Source organism: Pseudomonas sp. GV085 (assembly GCF_003050925.1).
GTDB lineage: Bacteria > Pseudomonadota > Gammaproteobacteria > Pseudomonadales > Pseudomonadaceae > Aquipseudomonas.
Map to the genome: position 1 here is coordinate 219,484 of NZ_QAOV01000002.1, position 22,021 is coordinate 241,504.

General features: G+C 59.3%; 20 protein-coding genes and 1 pseudogene. 9 read left to right on the forward strand and 12 right to left on the reverse strand.

Annotated features, from left to right (window positions below):
• Positions 1-98: 98 nt before the first annotated feature.
• Positions 99-1,211: a CapA family protein gene (locus C8K63_RS04880; RefSeq protein WP_108215662.1), complete on the reverse strand. Its 1,113-nt coding sequence runs from the start codon at positions 1,209-1,211 to the stop codon at positions 99-101.
• 272 nt (positions 1,212-1,483) lie between these two features.
• Here C8K63_RS04880 and C8K63_RS04885 point away from each other — a divergent pair, with 272 nt between their 5' ends.
• A complete protein-coding gene (locus C8K63_RS04885; protein ID WP_108215663.1) occupies positions 1,484-2,305 on the forward strand; it encodes a DeoR/GlpR family DNA-binding transcription regulator in 822 nt (273 codons plus the stop codon).
• Positions 2,306-2,434: 129 nt separating this feature from the next.
• Here C8K63_RS04885 and otnI read toward each other — a convergent pair whose 3' ends face one another.
• The 5 genes from otnI to ltnD all read right to left on the reverse strand — a co-directional run bounded on the left by otnI (position 2,435) and on the right by ltnD (position 7,911).
• On the reverse strand, positions 2,435-3,217 hold the full coding sequence (gene otnI / locus C8K63_RS04890; RefSeq protein ID WP_108215664.1) for a 2-oxo-tetronate isomerase: 783 nt from the start codon (positions 3,215-3,217) through the stop codon (positions 2,435-2,437).
• Between the two features lie 157 nt (positions 3,218-3,374).
• Positions 3,375-4,835, reverse strand: a complete 1,461-nt coding sequence (locus tag C8K63_RS04895; protein ID WP_108215665.1) for an SLC13 family permease — start codon at positions 4,833-4,835, stop codon at positions 3,375-3,377.
• Between the two features lie 214 nt (positions 4,836-5,049).
• Entirely contained in the window at positions 5,050-5,688 is a 639-nt protein-coding gene (locus tag C8K63_RS04900) for an aldolase (protein WP_108215666.1), read from the reverse strand.
• Between the two features lie 8 nt (positions 5,689-5,696).
• Complete coding sequence (gene otnK, locus C8K63_RS04905; RefSeq protein ID WP_108215667.1) at positions 5,697-6,995, reverse strand: 3-oxo-tetronate kinase; 1,299 nt, start codon at positions 6,993-6,995, stop codon at positions 5,697-5,699.
• 10 nt (positions 6,996-7,005) lie between these two features.
• Entirely contained in the window at positions 7,006-7,911 is a 906-nt protein-coding gene (gene ltnD, locus C8K63_RS04910; RefSeq protein ID WP_108215668.1) for an L-threonate dehydrogenase, read from the reverse strand.
• Positions 7,912-8,469: 558 nt separating this feature from the next.
• On the opposite strand from ltnD, the gene C8K63_RS04920 reads away from it, so the two are divergent.
• A complete protein-coding gene (locus C8K63_RS04920; protein WP_108215670.1) occupies positions 8,470-9,642 on the forward strand; it encodes a DUF1624 domain-containing protein in 1,173 nt (390 codons plus the stop codon).
• A 224-nt stretch (positions 9,643-9,866) separates the two neighbouring features.
• On the opposite strand, the gene C8K63_RS04925 is transcribed toward C8K63_RS04920, so the two are convergent.
• The 3 genes and pseudogenes from C8K63_RS04925 to C8K63_RS04935 all read right to left on the reverse strand — a co-directional run bounded on the left by C8K63_RS04925 (position 9,867) and on the right by C8K63_RS04935 (position 12,810).
• Entirely contained in the window at positions 9,867-11,249 is a 1,383-nt protein-coding gene (locus C8K63_RS04925; protein WP_108215671.1) for an LLM class flavin-dependent oxidoreductase, read from the reverse strand.
• Positions 11,250-11,282: 33 nt separating this feature from the next.
• Positions 11,283-11,992: pseudogene (locus tag C8K63_RS04930) on the reverse strand (amino acid ABC transporter permease).
• Positions 11,989-12,810: an ABC transporter substrate-binding protein gene (locus C8K63_RS04935; RefSeq protein WP_108215672.1), complete on the reverse strand. Its 822-nt coding sequence runs from the start codon at positions 12,808-12,810 to the stop codon at positions 11,989-11,991. The pseudogene C8K63_RS04930 and the gene C8K63_RS04935 overlap by 4 nt, the downstream one beginning before the upstream one ends.
• Positions 12,811-13,045: 235 nt before the next feature.
• Here C8K63_RS04935 and C8K63_RS04940 point away from each other — a divergent pair, with 235 nt between their 5' ends.
• Positions 13,046-13,501, forward strand: a complete 456-nt coding sequence (locus C8K63_RS04940; RefSeq protein WP_108215673.1) for a glycine zipper 2TM domain-containing protein — start codon at positions 13,046-13,048, stop codon at positions 13,499-13,501.
• A gap of 88 nt (positions 13,502-13,589) precedes the next feature.
• Here the strand turns inward: C8K63_RS04940 and C8K63_RS04945 are convergent, their stop codons facing one another.
• Positions 13,590-14,507: a pirin family protein gene (locus C8K63_RS04945; protein ID WP_108215674.1), complete on the reverse strand. Its 918-nt coding sequence runs from the start codon at positions 14,505-14,507 to the stop codon at positions 13,590-13,592.
• 119 nt (positions 14,508-14,626) lie between these two features.
• Between C8K63_RS04945 and C8K63_RS04950 the strand changes: the two genes are divergently transcribed.
• The 3 genes from C8K63_RS04950 to C8K63_RS04960 all read left to right on the forward strand — a co-directional run bounded on the left by C8K63_RS04950 (position 14,627) and on the right by C8K63_RS04960 (position 17,629).
• Positions 14,627-15,538 carry a LysR family transcriptional regulator gene (locus C8K63_RS04950; protein WP_108215675.1) on the forward strand — a complete coding sequence of 304 codons (912 nt, stop codon included), beginning with the start codon at positions 14,627-14,629 and terminating at the stop codon, positions 15,536-15,538.
• Between the two features lie 91 nt (positions 15,539-15,629).
• A complete protein-coding gene (locus tag C8K63_RS04955) occupies positions 15,630-16,445 on the forward strand; it encodes an AraC family transcriptional regulator (protein ID WP_108215676.1) in 816 nt (271 codons plus the stop codon).
• 113 nt (positions 16,446-16,558) lie between these two features.
• Positions 16,559-17,629 carry a low specificity L-threonine aldolase gene (locus tag C8K63_RS04960; RefSeq protein ID WP_108215677.1) on the forward strand — a complete coding sequence of 357 codons (1,071 nt, stop codon included), beginning with the start codon at positions 16,559-16,561 and terminating at the stop codon, positions 17,627-17,629.
• 349 nt (positions 17,630-17,978) lie between these two features.
• On the opposite strand, the gene C8K63_RS04970 is transcribed toward C8K63_RS04960, so the two are convergent.
• On the reverse strand, positions 17,979-18,419 hold the full coding sequence (locus C8K63_RS04970) for a DoxX family protein (protein ID WP_108215679.1): 441 nt from the start codon (positions 18,417-18,419) through the stop codon (positions 17,979-17,981).
• A 195-nt stretch (positions 18,420-18,614) separates the two neighbouring features.
• Between C8K63_RS04970 and C8K63_RS04975 the strand changes: the two genes are divergently transcribed.
• On the forward strand, positions 18,615-19,532 hold the full coding sequence (locus tag C8K63_RS04975) for a LysR family transcriptional regulator (protein ID WP_108215680.1): 918 nt from the start codon (positions 18,615-18,617) through the stop codon (positions 19,530-19,532).
• Between the two features lie 16 nt (positions 19,533-19,548).
• On the opposite strand, the gene C8K63_RS04980 is transcribed toward C8K63_RS04975, so the two are convergent.
• On the reverse strand, positions 19,549-20,007 hold the full coding sequence (locus C8K63_RS04980; RefSeq protein ID WP_108215681.1) for a helix-turn-helix domain-containing protein: 459 nt from the start codon (positions 20,005-20,007) through the stop codon (positions 19,549-19,551).
• 134 nt (positions 20,008-20,141) lie between these two features.
• Here C8K63_RS04980 and C8K63_RS04985 point away from each other — a divergent pair, with 134 nt between their 5' ends.
• On the forward strand, positions 20,142-21,446 hold the full coding sequence (locus C8K63_RS04985; RefSeq protein ID WP_256594900.1) for an MFS transporter: 1,305 nt from the start codon (positions 20,142-20,144) through the stop codon (positions 21,444-21,446).
• The gene (msrA, locus tag C8K63_RS04990) at positions 21,443-21,949 is read left to right on the forward strand and encodes a peptide-methionine (S)-S-oxide reductase MsrA (RefSeq protein ID WP_108215682.1); all 507 of its coding nucleotides are present in this window, start codon (positions 21,443-21,445) and stop codon (positions 21,947-21,949) included. Before C8K63_RS04985 ends, msrA begins: the two co-directional genes overlap by 4 nt.
• Positions 21,950-22,021: the final 72 nt, after the last annotated feature.

Genomic DNA, 22,021 nt, shown 5'->3' on the forward strand with positions numbered 1-22,021 from the left:
GTTAACGATAACGCGTGCTTTCTGAATAAACGCGCCGTCCTTCAGTCCATCGTCGGAACGCTGCCCGAAGCAGTCGAGTGTCGAGCCGCCAAAGGGGCTCACCAACGCAACTCGAAGGCATTTTTCGCGCCCGGCTGGATGCTGCTGCCCAAGCGTGCGCACTCGCGAGAAAGGGTGCCGTGCAGCCATTGACGGTCATCCCCTTCGGCGCGACAGAGGCGAAAGCGCCGCAGGCGGGTGGGTATCAAGTCCAGCGACTGCAGGTGCCCGCCCGGGTCCAGCGAGGCAAAGTATAGAAGCCCCAGGTCGCCGCGAAAGGCTGTGTAGCCCTCGATGCCTTCGTAATCGTTCAGAAGATCACCGCAGCCATAGAGAATCAGGTGTTCGCGGTACACCTCGATGCCTTTGACGTGGTGCGAGGAATGCCCGTGCACCACGTCAACTCCGGCCTCGTCGATCAAGGCGTGGGCGAACCGGACTTGCTCGCGCGGGATATCGAACCCCCAGTTGCCGCCCCAATGAATGGAGGCGACCACCAGATCCCGCGGTTTTTTGCCCTCCAGAATCCGTTTGGCCACAGGGCGCAGGCTTTGCATCGACAGATCCTCCAGCCGCGCGACGCCCGCGCGCTTATCCGTGGCAGCCCAGTCCGACGCTATGCCGCTGTCGGGTGCGCCGAGGCCAAACACCAGCAAGCGCCGCCCGCCAGGCAGCAGCAACACGGCGGGCGCTTCGGCAGATTGCCGGTTGTGGCCGGCGCCGGCGCTGCACATACCATTGCTCGCCAGGGTCTCCAGCGTATCGGCCAGGCCAGCTACCCCCCAGTCCAGTACATGGTTGTTGGCCAGCACGCAGCAGTCGATGCCAGCTGCGCTAATGACCGGGAAGTTCTCCGGGCTCATGCGGTAATTGATGCCCTTTGGCTCCGGTCGTCCGCGGCGGGACACCGCAGTTTCCAGATTGATGATGCGTGCGTGTGGCTGGCGAAGTTCGAACTCATCCAGCGCAGCGCCCCAGACATAGGTGAAATCGACTGGGCGGGGAATCGAACCATTGACTCGTTCTGCCAACCGGACGTAATCGCCGGCATTCTTGACGTAAGCTTCGTAAAGCCGCGGATCGCCAGGATGCGGCAGTACGGCGTCGATGCCGCGGGCAGTCATGACGTCGCCGCAGAGAAACAGCTTAAGCGTATCGGTAACAGCTGCCATGGCACCCTCCCGAATATAAGTCGGGGGGATGTTTCCATCCCCCGGCTTATTATTACGCTGAAATAGACAGAACGACTTCTGAACCTCTACTCGGTTGCTCTTCATATGCGACTGATAAAGCTCATTGGCAATGGCGATATCCTCCAGCCCCAGTCCGATCGAGCGAAAGAAGAATGTGCCCGACATCTCCTCCCGCTACTGATCCGGCCGCAGATTCGCTACTATGATTCCCCGCCTTCCTTGTCTGCGGATTTCTTCATTCTGGAGCCCGAATGCCTAGTCAAAAGGACATCGCCGCCGAAAGCGGCGCACCGATGATCCCTGAACAGCGCCGTGAATTGATGCTGCGTCAGTTGCGCAAGCATCAGGTGCTGAGCGTTCATCAATTGATGGAAATGTTCGACTGTTCGCACATGACCATACGCCGCGACATTGCCTTGCTGGAGCAGGAAGGTCGTGCTTACTCGGTAACGGGTGGGGTGCGGATCGCCAGTCAGCTGCACAGTGAGCCCAGCCATCAGATCAAGGCCGTGGTCGAGTTGCCGCAGAAGCAGGCCATGGCCAGGCTCGCCGCCCGGTTATTGCATGCCGACATGACGGTTTACCTGGATGCGGGAACCAGCACGCTGGAAATTGTCCCCTACATCAAGGCGCTGTCCGGCATGACCGTGGTGACAAACGACTTCGGCATTGTCCAGGCACTGATCGAAGCGCCTCATGTCACGGTGATTCATACCGGCGGGCAACTGGATCACTCCAATCAATCGTGCGTGGGCGGCCTGGCGGTTGCCACCTTGCGTCAGGTGGTCACCGATATCGCGTTCATATCGACCAGCTCATGGGATTTGCGGCGCGGCCTCACCACGCCTTCGGCGCTGAAGGTCGAGGTCAAGCAAGCCGCGATGCAATCGGCTGCGCAAGTGGTGCTGGTGGCCAGCAGTTCGAAATACGGCACCTTCAGCATGTACAGGATTGCCGGGCTCGAGCAGTTCGACATCATCCTCAGCGACGACGCATTGACCCCTGCCGCGGCCGATGGCATCCGCAAGCAGGGTGTCGAACTGTTGCTGCCGGCTGACCATACACCGGCTTGAAACGACGGGCTCCTGGCCTGATTTGTAGGAGCGAGCTTGCTCGCGATGGAGCTGAGGGCGACGTGTTTATCCAGTAAACACGCGGTATCGTTAACGTCCATCGCGAGCAAGCTCGCTCCTACAAGTTTCTTAACGCGCCTTCCAGTCGCGCAACCACTGCAAGCCGGCAGACGTATTGCCTCGCGGCCGGTATTCGCACCCTACCCAGCCGTCATAACCCAACTGGTCGATCAGCTCGAACAGATAGGGATAATTGACTTCCCCCAGGTCCGGTTCATGCCGGTCGGGCACGCCGGCGATCTGGATATGGCCGATACCATAGAAGTCCCGACGCAGTTTGGTGGCCAGGTCGCCCTCGACGATTTGGCAGTGGTAGCAGTCGAACTGAACCTTCAGGTTACTGGCGCCCACCTCCTTGCAGATGGCCTGGGCCTGGTCCTGGCGGTTGAGGAAAAAGCCTGGCATGTCTCGGGTATTGATCGGTTCGAGCAATACGGTGACGCCGGCCTTGGCCGCCTGGGCGGTGGCGTAGGCGAGGTTTTCCAGGTAAACGCCGTGATGCCGTGGGCGATCGCTTTCCGATGGCAGCAACCCGGCCATCACATGGATGCGTGAATTGCCCAGCACACTGGCGTAATCCAGGGCGCGATCAAAACCGCTGCGAAATTCACTCTCCCGACCCGGCAACGACACAGTGCCCCGCTCCCCCGCCGCCCAATCACCGGGCGGCGCGTTGAACAGTGCCTGTACCAAGCCGTTGTCGCTCAAGCGTCGCTTGAGTTCTTGCGCGCTGTAGTCGTAGGGAAACAGATACTCCACCGCTTCGAAACCATCGGCAGCCGCGGCGGCGAAGCGATCCAGAAACTCATGTTCCGGGTAGAGCATGCTGAGGTTGGCAGCAAAACGAGGCATGGTAGCTCCTATAGATGGCTTTTTTGTAGGAGCCGAGCTTGCTCCGGGCGGCGTTCCGACGATGGACTCAAGAGCGACGCGTTTATTCAAAGAACACGCGTTATCGTTAACGTCTATCGCGAGCAAGCTCGCTCCTACAGGTGGCGTCGATAGTTCGTTAGACAAAAGGCCAGATCAACAGGGTAATACAGAAACCCAAGGTGCCGAGCAAGGTGGTCAATACCGTCCAGGTGCGCAAACCGTCGGCCACATTCAGCCCCGCCAGCTTGGTGAAGATCCAGTAGCCGGCGTCATTGATATGGGACATGGCCAACCCGCCACCGCCCATGGCCAGGCACAGCAGGGCCATGTGGTTCGGGGTGAGATTGAGGGTCGCAATCAGCGGGCTGATGATACCGGCAGTGGTCACCAGCGCCACCGTGGTCGAACCCTGCACCGCGCGTAACAGCATGGTCAGCAGAAAGCCCAGGGCCAGCACCGGCAGACCGGTGGTGCGCAGCATATCGGAGACCACGGCACCGATTCCGGTGTCCACCAGCACCTTGCCGAACACACCGCCGGCACCGGCAATCAGAATCACCATGGCCACACCGGGCAAGGCCGAACCGATCACGTCAGACACCTGAGTGCGGCTCCAGCCCCGGCGCGAACCCAGCAGCCAGGCACACAGCAAGGTGTCGATCAGCAGCGCCACCAGCGGTGCGCCGAGCACGGTCATGATGCCGCGCAGGACCGATTCGGCAGGCAGCAACGAGGTGGACAAAGTCCCCAGCAGAATCAGAATGATCGGTAGCGCGATCAGGCTGACGATCATACCGAAACCTGGCGGCGGCGCCGGCGGCAACTTGGAAACGATGCTGCTGACGGACTCTTCCAGGCCCATGTGTGACACGGCTTCAGCCGCTCGCTCAGCGCTCTTGTCGTTGCCGTTGGACCAGGCAACCAGATCCTCGTTGGTAACATGCGGACCATAGACTTCCGCACGAATATCGTCGGTCATCGGATACACCCGACGGGTCATGCGCCCGGCCACGCGGTAGCCGACATAGCAAAGGAACGCGGTGAGCGGCAGACCGAACATCAGCACGCGGCCCAGGTCCGCGCCCAATTGACTGGCGGCGGCCACTGCGCCCGGGTGTGGCGGCAGAAAGGCGTGCACGGTCAACAAGGCCGCGCACATCGGCAGCGCAAACACCAACAGCGGCTTACGCGCAGTTCGGGCAACACCATAGGCCAGCGGCATCAGGATGATCACGCCCACTTCGAAGAACACCGGTACCCCGACCATGAAGCCGGCAATCGTCAACGCCAGGGGCGTACGCCGGTTGCCGAAACGGGTAATCAGGGTCTTGGCCAGCGCTTCGGCACCGCCGGAGAGCTCGATGATCCGCCCGATCATCGCGCCCAGGGCAATGATGATCGCGATATGGCCCAGGGTCTTGCCCATGCCGCCTTCGATGGTGGCGACCAGATCCGCCGGTTTCACCCCGGCCACCAGCGCCACCAGAATGCTCACCAGCATCAACGCCACGAAGGGCTGGAATTTGTACTTGAGCACCAGGAACAGCAACAGCGCGATGCCCACCCCGGCAGTCATCATCAGGATTAACGGGCTCATTTCACAAACCCTCCACGCCGGGTAAGTGAAAGAGTACAGCCAATGGATCTGAACATGCCGCAGTGAAGGTGAGTCATACCTGGATTTCCTGTTGTTATTGTTTTTTCAGGCAAGCCGGGGCCGTCGAGAGTCCCTGTGCGTCTCCCGGGCAGAGCCTGTGTTATCGATCTGTCGTGTTCTATCGTGTTCTATCGTTTTAAAAGAATTCAGCGCACTACCAGTGCGCACCGAAGGTCTCTCGCAGTTCGTCCAGCGCCGCCTGAGTCAGCGGTTGCGGCTTGGGATTGCTCATCAGCCAGAGACGTGCGGTTTCCTCGAGCTCCTCCAGGGCGTAGCTGGCCCTGGAGACCGAGCTCTCCCAGACCACCGGCCCAAGCCGCTCGAGCATCACCCCGCGAACGCTGTTGGCCAGCAGTGCGACCTGTTCGGCAACCTTCGGCGAACCGGGTCGCTGGTAGGCAATCAACGGGATATGCCCGACTTTCATGACCTGATACGGCGTCAGTGGCGGCAGAATGTCGTCTGGCTGCCAGACGCCTGCGAGCGTCAACGCCACCAGATGGGTGGAGTGGGTATGCACCACGCCGCCGACATTCGGGTTGCGGTCATAGACCTGGCGATGCAACGCCAGGGTCTTTGAAGGCTTGTCGCCGGACACCCATTCGCCGGCCAGATTGACCTTGGCGATGGTCGCGGGATCGAGGCGCCCGAGGCACACATCCGTCGGCGTGATCAACCAGCCGTCATCCAGGCGCGCGCTGATATTGCCGGCGCTGCCAACGGTGTAACCACGCTGGTACAGGCTGTGGCCAACCTCACAGATTTCTTCGCGCAAGGCGTTCTCGTTGCTCATTGCGCAGCTCATTGTGCACCCCCGGCCTGGGCGAGTTGGTTCAAGGCTTTACTGAAGAAGTCCCGACCACCGAAGTTGCCCGACTTGAGTGCCAGTGCCAATGGTTCGTCGGTATTGCTGACGGTCGCCGGTACACCCGGATCGATCTGCGCGCCGATTTGCAGCAGCTGCACGCCCAATGCCTGGACCACAGCGCCCGAGGTTTCCCCGCCGGCAATCACGAAGCGGCGCACGCCGCTCTGGCGCAGACCCTGGGCAATTTCGCCAAAGGCGTTTTCCACCAGACTGCCAGCCTGCTCGACGCCCAGTTGCAGTTGCACCGACTTGACCTCATCCGGTGAGCAGGTGGCGTAGATCAATACGGTTTGCTCGTTATCACGGGCGAAGGTCAAGGCTTGCGCCACCACCGGTTCCCCCGCCGCCAAGGCCAACGGATCAATCCGCAAAGCTGGCCGGCCGGCTTCGAGCCAGGCGGCCACTTGCCCATTGGTGGCGATTGAAGCACTGCCGGCCAACACCACTTCCCCGCCGGACACCGCCGGAAGTTTCGAGGCGTCGAGATCGCGCAGTTTGCCGGCACGACGGAAATTTTCCGGCAAGCCCAGGGCCAGCCCCGAGCCACCCGTCAACAGCGGCAGATCGGCGCAGGCGGCACCGAGGGTGTACAGATCGCCGTCCGACAAGGCATCCGCGATGGCCATGCCGACACCCTGAGCCCTCAGCTCGGCAATTCGCGCCCGCACCTGCTCAGCGCCACGGGCAATCGTGTCGTAGCGCAACAGGCCAACATTCAGACAGGTCTGCGATTGCAGCACCCGAACCAAATTGGCATCGGTCATTGGCGTCAACGGATGGTTCTGCATGCCCGACTCGCTGAGCAACTGATCCTGCACAAACAGATGGCCGCGAAAGATCGTCCGGCCATTCTCCGGGAATGCCGGGCACGCCAGGGTAAAGTCGCTACCCAGTGCGGCCAGCAGTGCTTCGCTGACCTGGCCGATATTGCCGGCCGCGGTGGAGTCGAACGTCGAGCAATATTTGAAAAAGATCTGCTCGCAGCCTTGCTCGCGCAGCCAGGCCAGCGCCGCGAGGGACTGCTCGACTGCTTCGGCGACTGGTGTGGTGCGCGACTTCAGGGCAATGACGATCGCATCGGCATCAAGCCCGGCAGCCACTTGCGCGCTCGGGATGCCAATGCTTTGCACGGTGCGCATTCCGCCGCGCACCAGCATGTTGGCAAGGTCCGTGGCGCCGGTGAAATCGTCGGCGATGCAGCCCAATAGCGGGCGTGCGGTGGAAGTAGTCATGGGGTGTTCCTCAAACAGGCTCAGGCTTGGCAGTCGGCAATTCGATGCCCGGGAAAATCTTGATCACCGCCGAGTCGTCCTCACGGCCGAAGCCGGCACTGGAGGCCTGCATGAACATCTGGTGGGCGGTGGCCGACAGCGGCAGCGGGAATTTGCTGGCCCGGGCGGTATCCAGCACCAGGCCCAGGTCCTTGACGAAAATATCTACCGCGGACAACGGCGTGTAGTCAGCCTTGAGAATGTGCGGCACGCGGTTTTCGAACATCCAGGAATTACCAGCGCTGTGGGTGATCACCTCATACAGCGCATCGGCATCGACCCCTTCACGCAGGCCCAGCGCCATGGCTTCGGCAGAAGCGGCAATATGTACCCCAGCCAGAAGCTGGTTGATGATCTTGACCTTCGACCCCAGGCCATGGACGTCGCCCAGGCGATACACCTTGCCGGCCATGCCTGCGAGGATCGACTCGGCCTTGGCGTAGGCGTCGGCCGGGCCCGAGGTCATCATGGTCATCTCGCCAGCGGCAGCCTTGGCCGCGCCGCCGGAAATCGGTGCATCCAGATACAGCAGGCCCAACGCGGCCAGGCGCTGACCAAGATCCACGGCGTAAGTCGGAGCGACTGTGGCGCAGCCGATCACCAGGCTGCCCGGCCGCAGAGAGGCCACGGCTCCACCCTCACCAAACAATACGGTCTCGGTCTGCTCGGCGTTGACCACCACGGTAATGACCACGTCACACTCAGCGGCCATGTGCGACGGTGACAGGCAAGCCACACCGCCCTCCCCGGCGAACTGCTCTGTTACGGCAGTGCGCACATCACAGGCATGCACATTGAAACCACTGCGCAACAGCGAGCGGGCAATGCCCAGCCCCATCGCGCCCAGACCGACCACACCGACATTCTTGTTATTCATGGGGTACTCCAGAGGAAAGCAGCGACTGCTTCTACGCCTGCAAGGCACAGACGTTGGCCGCGTTGTGAATAAGGCAGCGGTAGACAGAATCAGCACCACGCAGATAAGCCAGCCGAGGGGCGCTATCGTTCAGGACGTGAGTCGGGATCTCATCGAACATCAAGGCAATCCTGTTTTTGTCGTGTTATCAGGTTGTCATACCGCCTGATGAAGATCATCTACCAGTGATCAGATTATGTGAAGTATTTTTTATCAATAACATTTTTTAACACGATGTTCGCCACGTAGAAAAGAAGAGATGCTTCACTGGCCTCGGCCAGCCGGCGAACTGGGTCGTGGTCGATAGCCTGCGTCTTGAGGACGGCGTGATGGTCGAACACCGGGATGTGATTCAGGATGAGGCGACGCGCGAAGGTTCCGCCGGGGGGTGCCCTGTGCTGAACAGCTATCACGCAATGAAGCGGTCGCTTTTGGCGAAAATGTTATGTTATAACTTTTGTAAATATACGCTGCCAGTCACCCCTGGCAGAACCATCCACTCCCTGCCTGCGACATTCGATGACAATTTCTACTCACATCCCGCCCATCACACGCTTGAACCAACGCCTGCTGTCCATTGATGCCCTGAGGGGATTGGTAATCCTCCTCATGCTGTTGGATCACGTGCGCGAAACGTTCTTTTTGCACCGTCAGGTAGCAGACCCGATGGACATCGAATCCACTGAGCCTGTGCTGTTTTTCAGCCGCACACTTGCCCATTTGTGTGCCCCGGTTTTCATACTGCTCACCGGACTTTCCGCTTACCTGTACGGCCAAAAGCACCAGGGCAAGGGCGATGTGTCAGCCTTTTTATTCAAGCGCGGTCTGTTCCTGGTAGTGCTGGAGTTCTCCCTGGTGAATTTCGCCTGGACATTTCAATTCCCGCCTGCGGCAATTTACCTGCAAGTGATCTGGGCCATTGGCATCTGCATGATTGCCCTGGCCGCACTGGTCTGGTTACCCAGGCCCATTCTGTGCGGCCTGGGTCTGGTGATCGTGGCCGGGCACAACCTGCTGGATAATGTGCACTTCGCGCCGGGCTCGCCAATGCATATACCTTGGGCGATTCTGCATGATCGCGGCTGGATCGAATTCTCCGACAGCTTGCGTCTGCGCACCTCTTACCCTGTACTGCCATGGATCGGTGTGATCGCCCTTGGATACAGTATCGGCCCTTGGTTCGCTGGCCAGGTTTTGGCTGCGCAGCGTCAACGTGCTCTGCTAGTGGCAGGGGCCGGGACATTGATCGGATTTGTCGCACTGCGAGCCGTCAATGGTTATGGCGAGGCGCCTTGGGTCGCCCATGAAGGCCTCACACAAACCCTCATGAGCTTCTTCAACATCACAAAATACCCACCCTCCCTGTTGTTCCTTTCGCTGACGCTGGGAGTGGGCCTGTTACTGCTTCGTGCCCTGGAACGGGCGCAACAACGCAAGTGGGTCAATGCATTGGCAGTCTTTGGCGCGGCGCCGATGTTCTTCTACCTGCTGCACCTTTACGTACTCAAGGCACTGTATCTGGTCGGCGTGGCGATGTTCGGATTGAACCAGGGGATTTTTTTCGGCTTCGACAGCATTTGGGCGGTGTGGCTGACGGCGGTGCTCCTGGTTTTATCCCTGTATTTACCCGTGCGCTGGTTCGCGGCATTGAAGGCACGCCGTCGTGATATCGGATGGCTCAAATACTTTTGATCAGGATCATTGGAGAGTAATGCTGTTCAGTTAAGCGAATGTGGTCCTCTGTAGGAGCAGCCGGTCGACGCTCGATTGCTCGCGATGGTCGTTAACGATAACGCGTATTTACTGGCTAAACGCGGCGCTCTCGATTCCATCGCCAGCAAGCTGGCTCCTACAGTTTCCCGGGATTACGTGAAGAACCTTTTTCAAGACATACAACGGGATACCCCTCCGCCAGCCTAAAAACCTTTATCAAAGCGGAATGAGGCTCCGTAAGCAGAATCCGGTAAATGGTTGGCGCCATCGTCCCGTAGCCGCGAACGGAAAGTACCGCTCTGTGGCTGGGTGCGATACAAGCCACGTTTTTGCAGCTCAGGAATGATCAGCTCAACGAAATCCTCAAGGCTGCCTGGGCTGATCAGCGGGTTGAGCATGTAGCCGCTGGTGCCGGAAATACGGGCGTGCTCTTCGATCCGGTCGGCCACTTGTTGCGGCGTTCCCACCAGAATCAGATCACTGCCGCGGGTGACCTTGGCAAAGCGCTGTTTGACATCGCCGGCGGTCAAGGGCTTGCCACTGCCATCAGGCCGCATCACATAGGAAGTCATGCCTTCGGTGTGAGTCGACAACGCGTCGCCGTCCGCGTAGCGGCTGATGTCGATACCGGTATCCCCGGCATAACTCACCAGTTGCGCCTGCAAGTGATAGTTGTTTTGCAGTTCGTCATATTTGCGTTGGGCTTCGATCTCGGTCCTGGCCGTGACGATGCGCAGTACGGTCAGTGATTTGACATCCCCGGCGTGACGCCCCCGCGCCCTGGCCTGCGTCCATATATCTTCCAGTCCCTGGCGAATCTCCAGCGGGTTCGACTTGGCGATGAAAATCAGTTCGGCGTGCTTGGCCGCAAACTCGCGACCCCGGCCTGACCAACCTGCCTGGATCAGCAAGGGTGTGCGTTGCGGTGACGGGGACGTCAAATGCGGCCCGGCCACCCGGTAATGCTCGCCAACATGATTGATCGGTCGCACCCGATCGCCCTTGGCATAGACCTGGCGAGACTTGTCGGCAACCACAGCGTCATTTGCCCAGCTGCCTTCCCAGAGCTTGTAAACCACATCGAGAAATTCATCGGCGCGTTCATAGCGATCATCGTGCCTGATCATCTGCTCCAGGCCGAAGTTGCGAGCGGCACTGGTCAGGTAGGAGGTGACGATGTTCCACCCGACCCGGCCATTGGTCAGATGATCCAGCGTGCTGAAGCGCCGGGCGTGGGTGAAAGGATGCTCGTAACTGGTGGTGACAGTGACGCCGAAGGCGAGGTTTTCCGTCACGGCGGCCAATGCCGGGATGATCATCAACGGATCGTTGGCCGGTGCTTCCACCGCCCACTTCATCGCCGCGTCGGCATTACCGCCAAACACATCGTAGAAACCCAGCACATCACCAAAAAACAGCATGTCCAGATGAGCCTGGTCGGCGATGCGTGCCAGGTTCGACCAGTAGCCCAGCGAGTTGATGCTCAGTCGTTCGTCAGCCGGGTGCGTCCAGAGGCTTGGCGCGCCGCCACAGCCAACACTGGCTTGCTCGTATAACGCAAACAACAGAGGTTTTGGATCGGACATCGTAGTACCTGTAAAAGTCATTGAGCGGATGGGTCAGCGCTGATGCTTGAAACCCTTGCCGTAGTGGCGTTCAAGACGGTTCTGTATCAGCTCCAGGCCAATGGACAGGAGCCAGTAGATAACGGCTGCGGTGGTGAGCATTTCGATGTAGCGGTAGGACGAGCGACCGTATGACTGCGCCAGGAACATCACTTCCCAGACGCCCATCACCGATATCAACGATGAGTCCTTGAGCATTGAAATGAACTGACTGGTTGTCGGTGGAATGATCGTGCGCATGGCTTGCGGCAGGACGATGTGCAGGAACGTTGCCGCCGGCCCCAGACCCAGCGCCATCGCCGCTTCGCGCTGCCCGGGTGCCACAGCGATGATGCCGGCACGAAAAATCTCGCTGAGGTAGGCACCGTAATTGAGCGACAGCGCAATGATCCCGGCGCTGATGGCACCTGGAACGACACCCAGCTGCGGCAGACCCAGATCGAACAGAAGCACAAGAACAGCGTCAGCGCGGCGCCCTGCAAGAAACCGTCAGGCCCCAAATGCAGGCCGACCAGGTTGGGCAACTTCTGCACAATGATCGAGAACTTCAGATCGAAGCTCATGAAAAACATGACGCAGAGGCCGAACAGCACTGCCCAGGTCAAATACAGGCGAGTGCGAAAACCAACTAGCTGGCTGAAACGACGCGTCTCGGTTTCGGGGGCGACAGTCGCCTTGGCCGGGTGTGGATTGAGGGCTGTCATTGGCTGATATCGGCACCGATCCACTTCTGTGAAATCTTGCTTAAGGTGCCGTCGGCCTTGAGCTGGGTGACGACCTCAGTGACTTTGGCATTCCACTGCGGATCGCCCTTTTCGATCGCTACCACGTTGGGCTCTGCATACAGCGTGTCGCCGGCAATTTTGAAGCGAGGATCCTGGGCGATGCGTTCGCGAGCAGTGATCAGGTTGGTGACCATGGCATCCAGGCGCACGCCCGTGCCCAAGGCCAGATCCTGGAAGGCCACGGTTTCGTTGTCGTAGGGCGCGACCTGGACCCTTTCGAATGGATAGCTCAACGGCTTGTCCTCGGCGCCCTCGATCAGCAGATCCTTGTTCAAATAGGCTTCATAGGTCGACGCACTGATCACACCGACTTTTTTACCTGACAGATCCTTGCCCGTGACAATGTTCTGGTCTTTGGCATTCACCACGATCACGGCCGGGGACTGGTAATACTCCACCGGGAAGTCGAACACTTCGGCCCGTGCCTTGCTCGGGGTCATCGAGCAGACGCAGATGTCATATCGACCGTTCCAGTGTCCGGCAGCGATGACATCCCAGGACGGTGTCTGCAACTTCAGCTTCACCCCCAGTCGTTGCGCAACGGCCTTGGCGACGTCCACGTCGAACCCGTCCAGCTGGTTCTGTTCATTGAGAAAGGAGAATGGCGGATAGCTTTCCATCAGAACGCCGGTCAGCTCCCCGCTGCTGGTTACGCGATCCAGAGTGGCGCCAGCGAAAGCCGTCGAGCATGTCGCCAGTAATGCCAAGCCAAAAGGTAAAAGCGCCTTAGTGTTCACAGACAATTGCTCCAATCGATTCAAAATACTGAATAGATTAAAACGCACTATAAAAATAGTTTGTACTTCCTTTATGGAATATGCGACTACGTTCAAGCTATATCGGATCGAGCGGTCCAGGCGCTTGCACCGCAAATGCTTTGCGCAGCCAAACAACCGAGCGAATCAGGCATTTTCGTCTAACGTGAGTGGATGCGTTTGCATGATCCACTTCCTCTAAAAATGGAGTTTGACGATGAAAACTATCGCTTCCTGGCTGACGATTACGCTTTTTGGTGTTGTGCTTGGCGGCTGTGCCGCGGTTGGCGCCGGGAGCGGAGGCGCTGGCGAGATGGAAATTCGTTCGGGGAAAATCGAGCAGATTACACAGACCCAGATGCAGACCAATCACGATAGCGGTGTCGGCGCCATCATGGGGGGGATTGGCGGTCTGGCCCTGGGAAGCCTGGTCGGCCGCGGTACCGGCCGGGATGTGGCGATGGTCGCCGGTGCCCTGGCTGGTGCGGCGGGCGGCAACTACGTCGAAAAGAAAAAATATGATCAACCCATGGACGCACAGCAGATCATCGTTCGCACCCACAGCGGCGTACTGGTTCAGGTGACCCAGCCGATCAACCCGGGGCTGACAAATGGCATGAACGTTTATGTCGAGGGTTCCGGAAACCAAGCGCGGGTGGTGCCACAAGGTTAGGGGTAGCGACTGGACGTTGCTCCGCCGCCCCATGATCCATGACTGCGCGCAATCCTGACTCGAATGGCGCGCCGCCATGGGTCATGGGCTACTTGAATACCGGTACGCTGGCTGACCCGTTGGGCTTTTTCAGGTACTCACGCAACCGAACGCCAATCTCGGCAATTTTCACCTCTCCCGCACGCAAGGCCTGCGGGTTGGTGTGCACCGAGTAATTTCCCAACGCCAGATCATAGGGATGAGGTACGGCTGAACCGATCACGAAGACCGTATCTTTTTGCAGCGCCTTGAGCGTCACGGCGCCGTTGCCAGGTTCGAAGATGGCCAGCTCTCCTGCGTTGACCAGGCCTGGTGCAGACAAAGCGCCGCGGCTGACACTCAACCACAACGACTCATGTTCGCCAGGTGGAACATATGTCCAGGATTCCCCGGCACGTAGCGTGACCAGCAGATAATTCATTCCGGCGGGGGCACGGACCGGGCTCTGGACACCTTGGTACGTGCCGAGAATCAACCGCGCCGGCCCGACTTCAGGCATCACGCCTGACTCCAGGTATTGACTGTCGACACTGGCGTTTTCCAACTCGGGCGGTAGTGCAACCCACAGTTGAAAACCCTGAATCCGTTTCGATGTGCCCACCGACATTTCCTTGCCGTGCCAGACCCCGCCTGCGGCACGCATCCATTCGACACCGCCGTAGTCAATCATCCCCGTGCCCGAATCCACATCCTCGAAGCGCAAATTACCTTCGGTGATGACGGTGACGGTGGCGATTCCCGAGTGCGGGTGCATTGGCATGCCGTTGATCAGTGAGCTCTCACCTTCAAACAGATCCAGGAAAACGAACGGCTTGATCAAATGGCCCAGATCCGAAGGACTCATCAGCCGGACAATAGCGCCATGCCCGCTGCCTGTGGTGCGATAGCCGATTACGCGGTGAGTTCCGGTTTCGCGTACAGCGCCAGGATCCGTTGCGATGTGACGTGGTTGCTGAAGGTTCATCATGATCACTCGAAGTGGGAAGCCTCGCGGCCTGATACCTCAAACAATAGAGCGGGACCGATTGCTTGATTAGTCGATACAATCGGATTGCACTCGTCCACAATCGACAGGAATTAACGGTCATGCTCGACCTCAATGACATCGCGATGTTTGTGCAGGTAGTCCGCTGCGGCAGCTTTGCCGAGGCGGCGAGACGGCTGGGCATGCCGCCCAATACCGTGAGTCGTCGCATCCAGCAACTCGAGGTGCATCTCGACACGCGTCTGCTGCAACGCTCTACCCGCAAACTCACGCTCACCAATGCTGGCCAGGACTTCCATGAGCGTTGTGCAGGCGCAGTCGACGGCTTGCTCGAAGCCGGACAGGCGTTGATAACGGGTAGTGACGAGCCCAATGGCCTGGTGCGTGTGGCGGCTCCAGCGGACTTCTTCGACTTCTTCCAGATGGACTGGGTGACCGGGTTTCTCGCCGCGTATCCACGCGTGAGGCTCGACTTCATGCTCAGCGATGCGAAGGCCGACTTGATCGCAGAGCAGATCGATGTCGCGTTTCGCGGCGGCGCCTTGCGCGATTCCGGTTTTGTCGGGCGTCAGATCCTTGACCCGCGCAGCGTCGGAATGGTCGCAAGCCCCGCCTACATTGCCGCGCACGGCGCACCCTGCACGCTGCAAGACCTGGTAAACCACGATTGTGTGATCTCGGCGCAACCCGGCGGCCACGCCACATGGCGCTTGATCGGCCCGCAGGGTGAGGAGGAAGTGCAGGTCAGTGGGCGCTTCAGTGGCAATACCGCACAGGCACTGCGCAGGGCCGCCGTGGCCGGCCTCGGCATCGCGCTACTGCCACCGGTGATGGCCAGGCTCGATGTTCAGGCCGGTGTGCTCGTCCCGGTGCTGGCGCAATACCAACCCAAAGGCTATGGCCTGAACGTGCTGTATCCAAGCCGACGACAGTTGCCGCTTGCGGTATCGGCCTTCATCGACCTGGTGATCGAGAAGTTGAATGCGTCGCACGCGCCAGAGGTGCACTCGTAGCGAGCAGCAGTCGATGCCCATGGATCTATTGCGCTGGTGGCCCTAGACTTTGCAGTCCCCCGCCCTCCTCGCCGATTGTTGAACGGGTTTCATGACTGAGCATGCCAAGTACCATCACGTATCCGACGTACCAGGCCTGGTGCTGGGGTCCGCTCGCTTTGTGGACACCGGTTTCGATCGCCATTACCACCTCGATTTCCACGTTGGTTTGGTCACCGAAGGCATCCAGCGTCATCGATCCAAAGGCGAGTCGTATCTTTTAGGTCCGGGAAGGATTGCCCTGATGCCGCCGGGTGAAATCCACGATGGTGTGCCCGAGGGTGGCGACGCTTATACGCTCAAGACATTCCGTCTGTCCCAGGTGCTGGTCGCGAGTCTGACCGAGGAGATCAGCGGTCAACCGAGAGAACTTGAATTGACCGGTGTGTTGCTGGAAGACGCAGGGCTTGCCGGTAACCTGCGCGGGTTGCATGACGCGATGCAGCAGGCCGTTGGGCCAGGCAGCCTGGCGGTACAGACGCAATGGATCACCCTCCTTGAACACCTGTTGAGCCAGTCACGGGCGACCAGGCCCGAAACGATTACGGGCACACTATCTCCCCTGCAATGGTCTCGCGTCAGGGACTATTGTTTCAGCCACATCGATCAGCGAATCACCCTCGATGATCTCGCTGGCCTGTGCGGGTTGGGCCGGTTCCCGTTCCTTAAACAGTTCAAGCGGACCATTGGCATGACGCCGCACGCATGGCTGCTTCGCCTGCGTCTTGAACGGGCTTGTGGCCTGCTATCGCGCAGCGGGCAACCGATCATCGAGGTCGCCCATGCTGTCGGCTTTTACGATCAAAGCCATTTCAACCGCGCCTTTCGACAGGCATTCGGCGTCGCACCCTCGCGCTACAGGACATAGGGCGTCGGCCATCAGGCGACCGTCAATTTTTTACAAGCGCGACAACCTTCCCTCTCCATAGGATGCGCCAATACGGGCGAAACACCTTCGCCTGCGCAGCCGAGAAATGGATGATGAACGGTGAAACAAACAGACCGCCCGCGCTGGGTTTTTCAAGTGACAACATCGCTGGCGCATCGCCGGAGGTGGCACAAGCCATCGTGAAACACAGCACGGGCCAGGCCAGCCCCTATGGAACAGACGCGTTGACGGCGCAGGTCCAGCGCAAGTTCTGCGAGATCTTCGAGCGTGACGTGGAGGTCTTTCTGGTGCCCACCGGCACCGCCGCCAACGGCTTGTGCCTGAGCACCATGACGCCGCCCTGGGGCAACATCTATTGCCACCCGGCCAGTCATATCAACAACGATGAATGCGGCGCGCCGGAGTTCTTTTCCAACGGTGCGAAGCTGATGACCGTCGACGGCCCGGCGGCCAAGCTGGACATCGTCCGACTGCGCGAGCGGACTCGCGAAAAAGTCGGCGACGTACACACGACCCAGCCCGCCTGCGTCAGCATCACTCAGGCCACCGAAGTCGGCAGCATCTACACCCTGGACGAGATCGCAGCCATCGGTGACGTCTGCAAGTCATCTTCCCTTGGATTGCATATGGATGGCTCGCGATTTGCCAACGCCCTGGTGTCGCTTGGTTGCTCCCCGGCCGAGATGACGTGGAAGGCAGGCGTGGATGCCCTGTCGTTTGGAGCCACGAAGAATGGTGCACTGGCGGCGGAAGCCATCGTCCTGTTCAACACCTCGCTCGCAGCCGAAATGAATTACCGGCGCAAGCGCGCAGGCCATCTCTTTTCCAAGATGCGTTTCCTTTCGGCGCAGATCGACGCGTACCTGACCGACGACCTCTGGCTGCGCAATGCACGCCAGGCCAACGCTGCGGCCGAGCGCCTGGCGCAGGGACTTGCCGGCCTGAGCGGCGTTGAAATGCTCGGTGGCACTGAGGCGAACATCCTGTTCTGTCGTCTGGACTCGGCAATCATCGAAGCACTGCTCAAGGCCGGGTTCGGCTTCTACCATGATCGCTGGGGACCCAACATCGTTCGCTTTGTCACCTCGTTCGCCACCACTGCCGAGGATGTCGATCACCTGTTGAATCAGGTGCGGCGAGCGCTTGATCGTGTACACGAGTAACGGGTAGCAAAGCTACGCATTTCCCAGACGTAAAACTTCAGGTTCTTCACGCAATCCCGGGAAGAACCAAAAAAACGTGGGCACGCTCCCTTGTAGGAGCTGGCTTGTCGGGTCGCCGCATCGCAGCGAAGGTCGTTAACGATAACGCGAGTAAACCGGATAAACGCGGCGTACTTGAGTCCATCGCGAGCAAGCTCGCTCCTACAGTTTCCCGGAATTCCGTGAAGAACCAAACTTCAGGACTGCCGTATTTGTACAAACATATGGCATTCATGGAGGTCTCGACTTTTGAAAAGGAAGGGAGAAAAGCATTGCGCTGCGGGGGACCAGCCTTCGCAGCGCGGGGGGATCAACGACGGCGCGCGTCGAGGCTGAAGCGACCGGCACCAAAGGCCACGACCTGCAGCAGGCCACCGGCCATCGCGATGTTCTTGAAGAAGTGGATGAACTGGTTCTGATCGCCCAGTGCGTTATGGAACGCCAGTGCGGTAAACACGCTGAACACTGCCAGGACGGCGGCAACGGTGCGGGTGCGATAACCGGCGATCAATGCCAGGCCACCGCCGATCTCGACAATGATCGCCAGCGCCAATGCCAATTGTGGAAGCGGAAGCCCGACCGAGCTGATGTAACCGACCATCATGGCCGGAGCTGCCAGTTTCGAAAAACCGGAAAGGATGAAGATTGCGCTGAGCAGTACGCGGCCGATCAACGAGGCCGAGGCCTGGGTCACGTCGGAACGGCTCTGTTCAGGGGCGGTTGTTTGAGCGATGTTTGCCGAAGTCGTCATGGGGTATTTCCTTGAATTGGGTGCGATTCGACAAGAACCGCCCGGGTGAGGAAATATTGCTCTTCGTCAGCTAATCTGAATAGCCGACTAATTTATATCATTAGATTCGATAAATTAGAAAAGCAGACCTACGTAACCGGCAAAGGAGTTCAATCGTGCAACTTGCCAAGCGACGTCTGATTCAAGGAAACAGACATGATCTCTGACCCGGGCACACCGACACTGGACCAACTGCGCGTGTTCCTGACGGTCGTGGAAGTCGGCAGTTTTGCGGCGGCAGCCAGAAAACTGCACCGCGCCACTTCGGTCATCAGCTACTCGATCGCCAACCTTGAAATGCAACTCGGTGTGTCGCTATTCGACCGCCAGACAACCCGCAAACCCCAGCTCACCGATGCCGGTCGCACCGTGTTGGCCGAAGCCAGGACCATTGCCAACGGCATCCATGGACTACGCGCCAAGGTCAAAGGCTTGCTTCAGGGGCTCGAAGCCGAAGTCCACGTGGTGCTCGATGTCATGCTGCCCCCCGAGCGCGTGGTGGATGCACTCAAATCCTTTCGCGAAGAGTTCCCTACGGTTGCCCTGCACTTGCATATGGAAGCGCTCGGCGCCGTCACCGACCTGGTGATCAACGGAGGCGCGATCATCGGCGTCAGTGGCCCCATGAACGAGGGCATCGACGGTATCGAAAGAATCGGCGTCGGCAGTGTCGAGTTGATTCCGGTGGCGGCGCCGAATCATCCACTGGCATCAAGCGATGTGAATGTTCCCGGCGCCGGGCGAGAGTTCACGCAACTGGTGCTGTCCGACCGCTCGCGGCTGACCAAGGACAAGGATTTCGGCGTACTCAGTAACCGCACCTGGCGCCTGGCGGACCTGGGCGCCAAGTACATGCTGCTGCGTGAAGGCATTGGCTGGGGGAACATGCCGCGTCCGATGGTCGAGGAAGACCTGCAGGCCGGTCGGCTGGTACGTCTGAACCTGCCGGAATACCAGAGCGGGATTTATGCCTTTGACGTCATTTACCGCACCGATCTGCCACCGGGGCCGGCCGCGAGATGGCTGATCGAGCGATTCGTTCAACAAAGCTCGGCGCAGGAGACATCTGCTTGAGGGGGCACGTGTCGATTCACGACTCGTCGGCAACCACTCTCACTCTGTGGCAATCGGACGGCCCAAGTTTTTGACCGCTCAAGGAGCGAACCTCTATCGGCATCAGGGACTGGCCGAACGCATTGTCCAACAACACAGAACGGGTCTCTTCCCGCGTGAACAGGAAACGTTCGCCCCACTGCCTCATGCTGACCACCACCGGAAAGATCTCCCGTCCTTTCTCCGTCAGGACGTACTCCTTGTAGGCACTGCCATCAGAAGCCGGTTGAACGTCGAATACCCCGACCTCAACCAGCGCTTTCAGGCGCGATGCCAGGATGTTTTTGGCCACCCCCAGGCTTTTCTGGAATTCGCTGAATCGGCGGATGCCGTCAAACGCGTCGCGAATGATCAAGAGTGACCATCGATCGCCAATGGCTTGCAGTGTTCGTGCTACCGGGCATTCGCTGCTGTGCGATGAAGCGTCTTCGACCATCGTATTTACCTTTTGGATAAGACTGCCAAGTCTGCCGTTCAATTTAGAGCAATGTGGTTGTAATTTGAAACCTGATTCGACAACAATTGAATCGAGTTTTTAATTGAAACCAGTTTAACGCCACGGAGGCTCATGTGACAGCAGATGCCGACTCAGCCACCCAGCCTTTCGTCACGCAGGCTTCGGGGCTTTCTCCATCACTCACGTGTTTATTTTCGGTCACCTGCGCGCTGGCAGTCGCCAACGTTTATTTCGCGCAACCCTTACTCGACTCAATGGCTCAGAGCCTGGGTGTGGACTCATCGATGATCGGGTTTGTGGTGACGGCTACCCAGGTCGGTTACGCGATGGGGTTGCTGTTCATCGTCCCGCTGGGTGACTTGTTGAACCGTAAAGGGCTGATTCTGACTCAAGTGCTGCTGTCCGCGATTGCGCTGGCGGGGGTCGGCGCCGCACAGCAATGGTTGACCCTGTTGGGGGCCATGATCGTTGTGGGTTTGCTGGCCGTGATGGTTCAAGTGCTGGTGGCCTATGCCGCCGTGCTGGCAACACCGTCACAACGTGGTCAGGCCGTGGGAACCGTCACCAGCGGCATTGTCCTGGGCATACTTCTGGCGCGATTCACCTCCGGGCTGATCGCCGATCTGGCGGGCTGGCGCGCCGTGTATTTCGTTTCCTCGGGACTGATGCTGACCCTCGCGGCAGTGTTCTGGAAAGTCTTGCCTCCCGCAGTGACGCCACGCAGTCGATACACCTACCCGGCACTCATTCGCTCGCTCTTCACGCTGTTCATGACCGAACCGGTCTTGCGCATCAGGGGCCTGCTGGCCTTGCTGGTCTTTGCCGCTTTTTCCGTGCTGTGGACATCCATGGTGCTGCCGTTGAGCGCCCCACCGCTGTCGCTTTCACACACGGCCATCGGCCTGTTTGGCCTGGCGGGTGTCGCTGGCGCCCTTGCGGCCAGAAGATCCGGTCGCTGGGCCGATCAAGGTATGGGGCAACGAGTTACGGGCATTTCGCTGGCGATCCTGACGCTGTCCTGGTTGCCCATCGCGTTTGCGCAAACGTCACTGATCGCCCTGGTTTGCGGGGTGGTCCTGCTCGACTTCGCCGTGCAGGCCGTACACGTCACCAACCAGAGCTTCGTCTTTACGGCACGACCCGACGCGCAAAGTCGCATGGTCGGTGCGTACATGTGTTTTTACTCGGTGGGCAGTGCACTGGGCGCTGCTGCCGCGACGCAGGTTTATGCGCTATGGGGCTGGATAGCCGTCAGCCTGTTGGGCGCTTCGATCAGCGCGACTGCCCTGGCGCTGTGGTTCTTTACGTGGCGATTCTCAATGATCGATCAAGGATTTGCGCGAAACCTTGGAATTGGCCAACACGCCCTCATAACAAAGGCTATACCCAACTCCTCCGAGAGGAACGACAGACCATGACCAGACAAACCGAAACTGCCATTCTCGCCGGAGGTTGCTTCTGGGGCATGCAGGATCTGCTGCGGCGCTATCCCGGTGTGCTGCACACGCGGGTCGGGTACACCGGCGGCGATGTGCCGAATGCCACCTACCGCAACCATGGCAACCACGCCGAAGCCATCGAGATCGTCTTCGACCCTGCCGTGATCAGCTACCGGCAGATCCTTGAGTTCTTCTTCCAGATACACGACCCCAGCACGCCCAACCGTCAGGGTAATGACCTGGGCCCCAGCTACCGTTCGGCGATCTACTACCTCAGCGAGCAGCAACGCGACATCGCCGAGGACACCGCTGCCGATGTCGACGCTTCACACCTGTGGCCAGGCCGGGTTGTCACCGAAATCGAACCGGCGGGACCTTTTTGGGAAGCGGAGCCGGAGCACCAGGATTACCTCGAGCGTATACCGAATGGCTACACATGCCACTTCATCCGCCCGAACTGGAAGCTCCCCAAGCGCGCCTGAGAGTCGTGCTTGTGAAGCGCAGAGGTGACCACTTCTGGTCGGTTTCAGCCGGTCGTCGAGGGCAGAAATCGG

Bases quoted from the DNA above. Each gene is read 5' to 3' on its own strand.
- C8K63_RS04880 (WP_108215662.1), bottom strand. From the start codon at position 1,211: ATGGCAGCTGTTACCGATACGCTTAAGCTGTTTCTCTGCGGCGACGTC.
- C8K63_RS04885 (WP_108215663.1), top strand. From the start codon at position 1,484: ATGCCTAGTCAAAAGGACATCGCCGCCGAAAGCGGCGCACCGATGATC.
- otnI (WP_108215664.1), bottom strand. From the start codon at position 3,217: ATGCCTCGTTTTGCTGCCAACCTCAGCATGCTCTACCCGGAACATGAG.
- C8K63_RS04895 (WP_108215665.1), bottom strand. From the start codon at position 4,835: ATGAGCCCGTTAATCCTGATGATGACTGCCGGGGTGGGCATCGCGCTG.
- C8K63_RS04900 (WP_108215666.1), bottom strand. From the start codon at position 5,688: ATGAGCAACGAGAACGCCTTGCGCGAAGAAATCTGTGAGGTTGGCCAC.
- otnK (WP_108215667.1), bottom strand. From the start codon at position 6,995: ATGACTACTTCCACCGCACGCCCGCTATTGGGCTGCATCGCCGACGAT.
- ltnD (WP_108215668.1), bottom strand. From the start codon at position 7,911: ATGAATAACAAGAATGTCGGTGTGGTCGGTCTGGGCGCGATGGGGCTG.
- C8K63_RS04920 (WP_108215670.1), top strand. From the start codon at position 8,470: ATGACAATTTCTACTCACATCCCGCCCATCACACGCTTGAACCAACGC.
- C8K63_RS04925 (WP_108215671.1), bottom strand. From the start codon at position 11,249: ATGTCCGATCCAAAACCTCTGTTGTTTGCGTTATACGAGCAAGCCAGT.
- C8K63_RS04940 (WP_108215673.1), top strand. From the start codon at position 13,046: ATGAAAACTATCGCTTCCTGGCTGACGATTACGCTTTTTGGTGTTGTG.
- C8K63_RS04945 (WP_108215674.1), bottom strand. From the start codon at position 14,507: ATGATGAACCTTCAGCAACCACGTCACATCGCAACGGATCCTGGCGCT.
- C8K63_RS04950 (WP_108215675.1), top strand. From the start codon at position 14,627: ATGCTCGACCTCAATGACATCGCGATGTTTGTGCAGGTAGTCCGCTGC.
- C8K63_RS04955 (WP_108215676.1), top strand. From the start codon at position 15,630: ATGACTGAGCATGCCAAGTACCATCACGTATCCGACGTACCAGGCCTG.
- C8K63_RS04960 (WP_108215677.1), top strand. From the start codon at position 16,559: ATGAACGGTGAAACAAACAGACCGCCCGCGCTGGGTTTTTCAAGTGAC.
- C8K63_RS04970 (WP_108215679.1), bottom strand. From the start codon at position 18,419: ATGACGACTTCGGCAAACATCGCTCAAACAACCGCCCCTGAACAGAGC.
- C8K63_RS04975 (WP_108215680.1), top strand. From the start codon at position 18,615: ATGATCTCTGACCCGGGCACACCGACACTGGACCAACTGCGCGTGTTC.
- C8K63_RS04980 (WP_108215681.1), bottom strand. From the start codon at position 20,007: ATGGTCGAAGACGCTTCATCGCACAGCAGCGAATGCCCGGTAGCACGA.
- msrA (WP_108215682.1), top strand. From the start codon at position 21,443: ATGACCAGACAAACCGAAACTGCCATTCTCGCCGGAGGTTGCTTCTGG.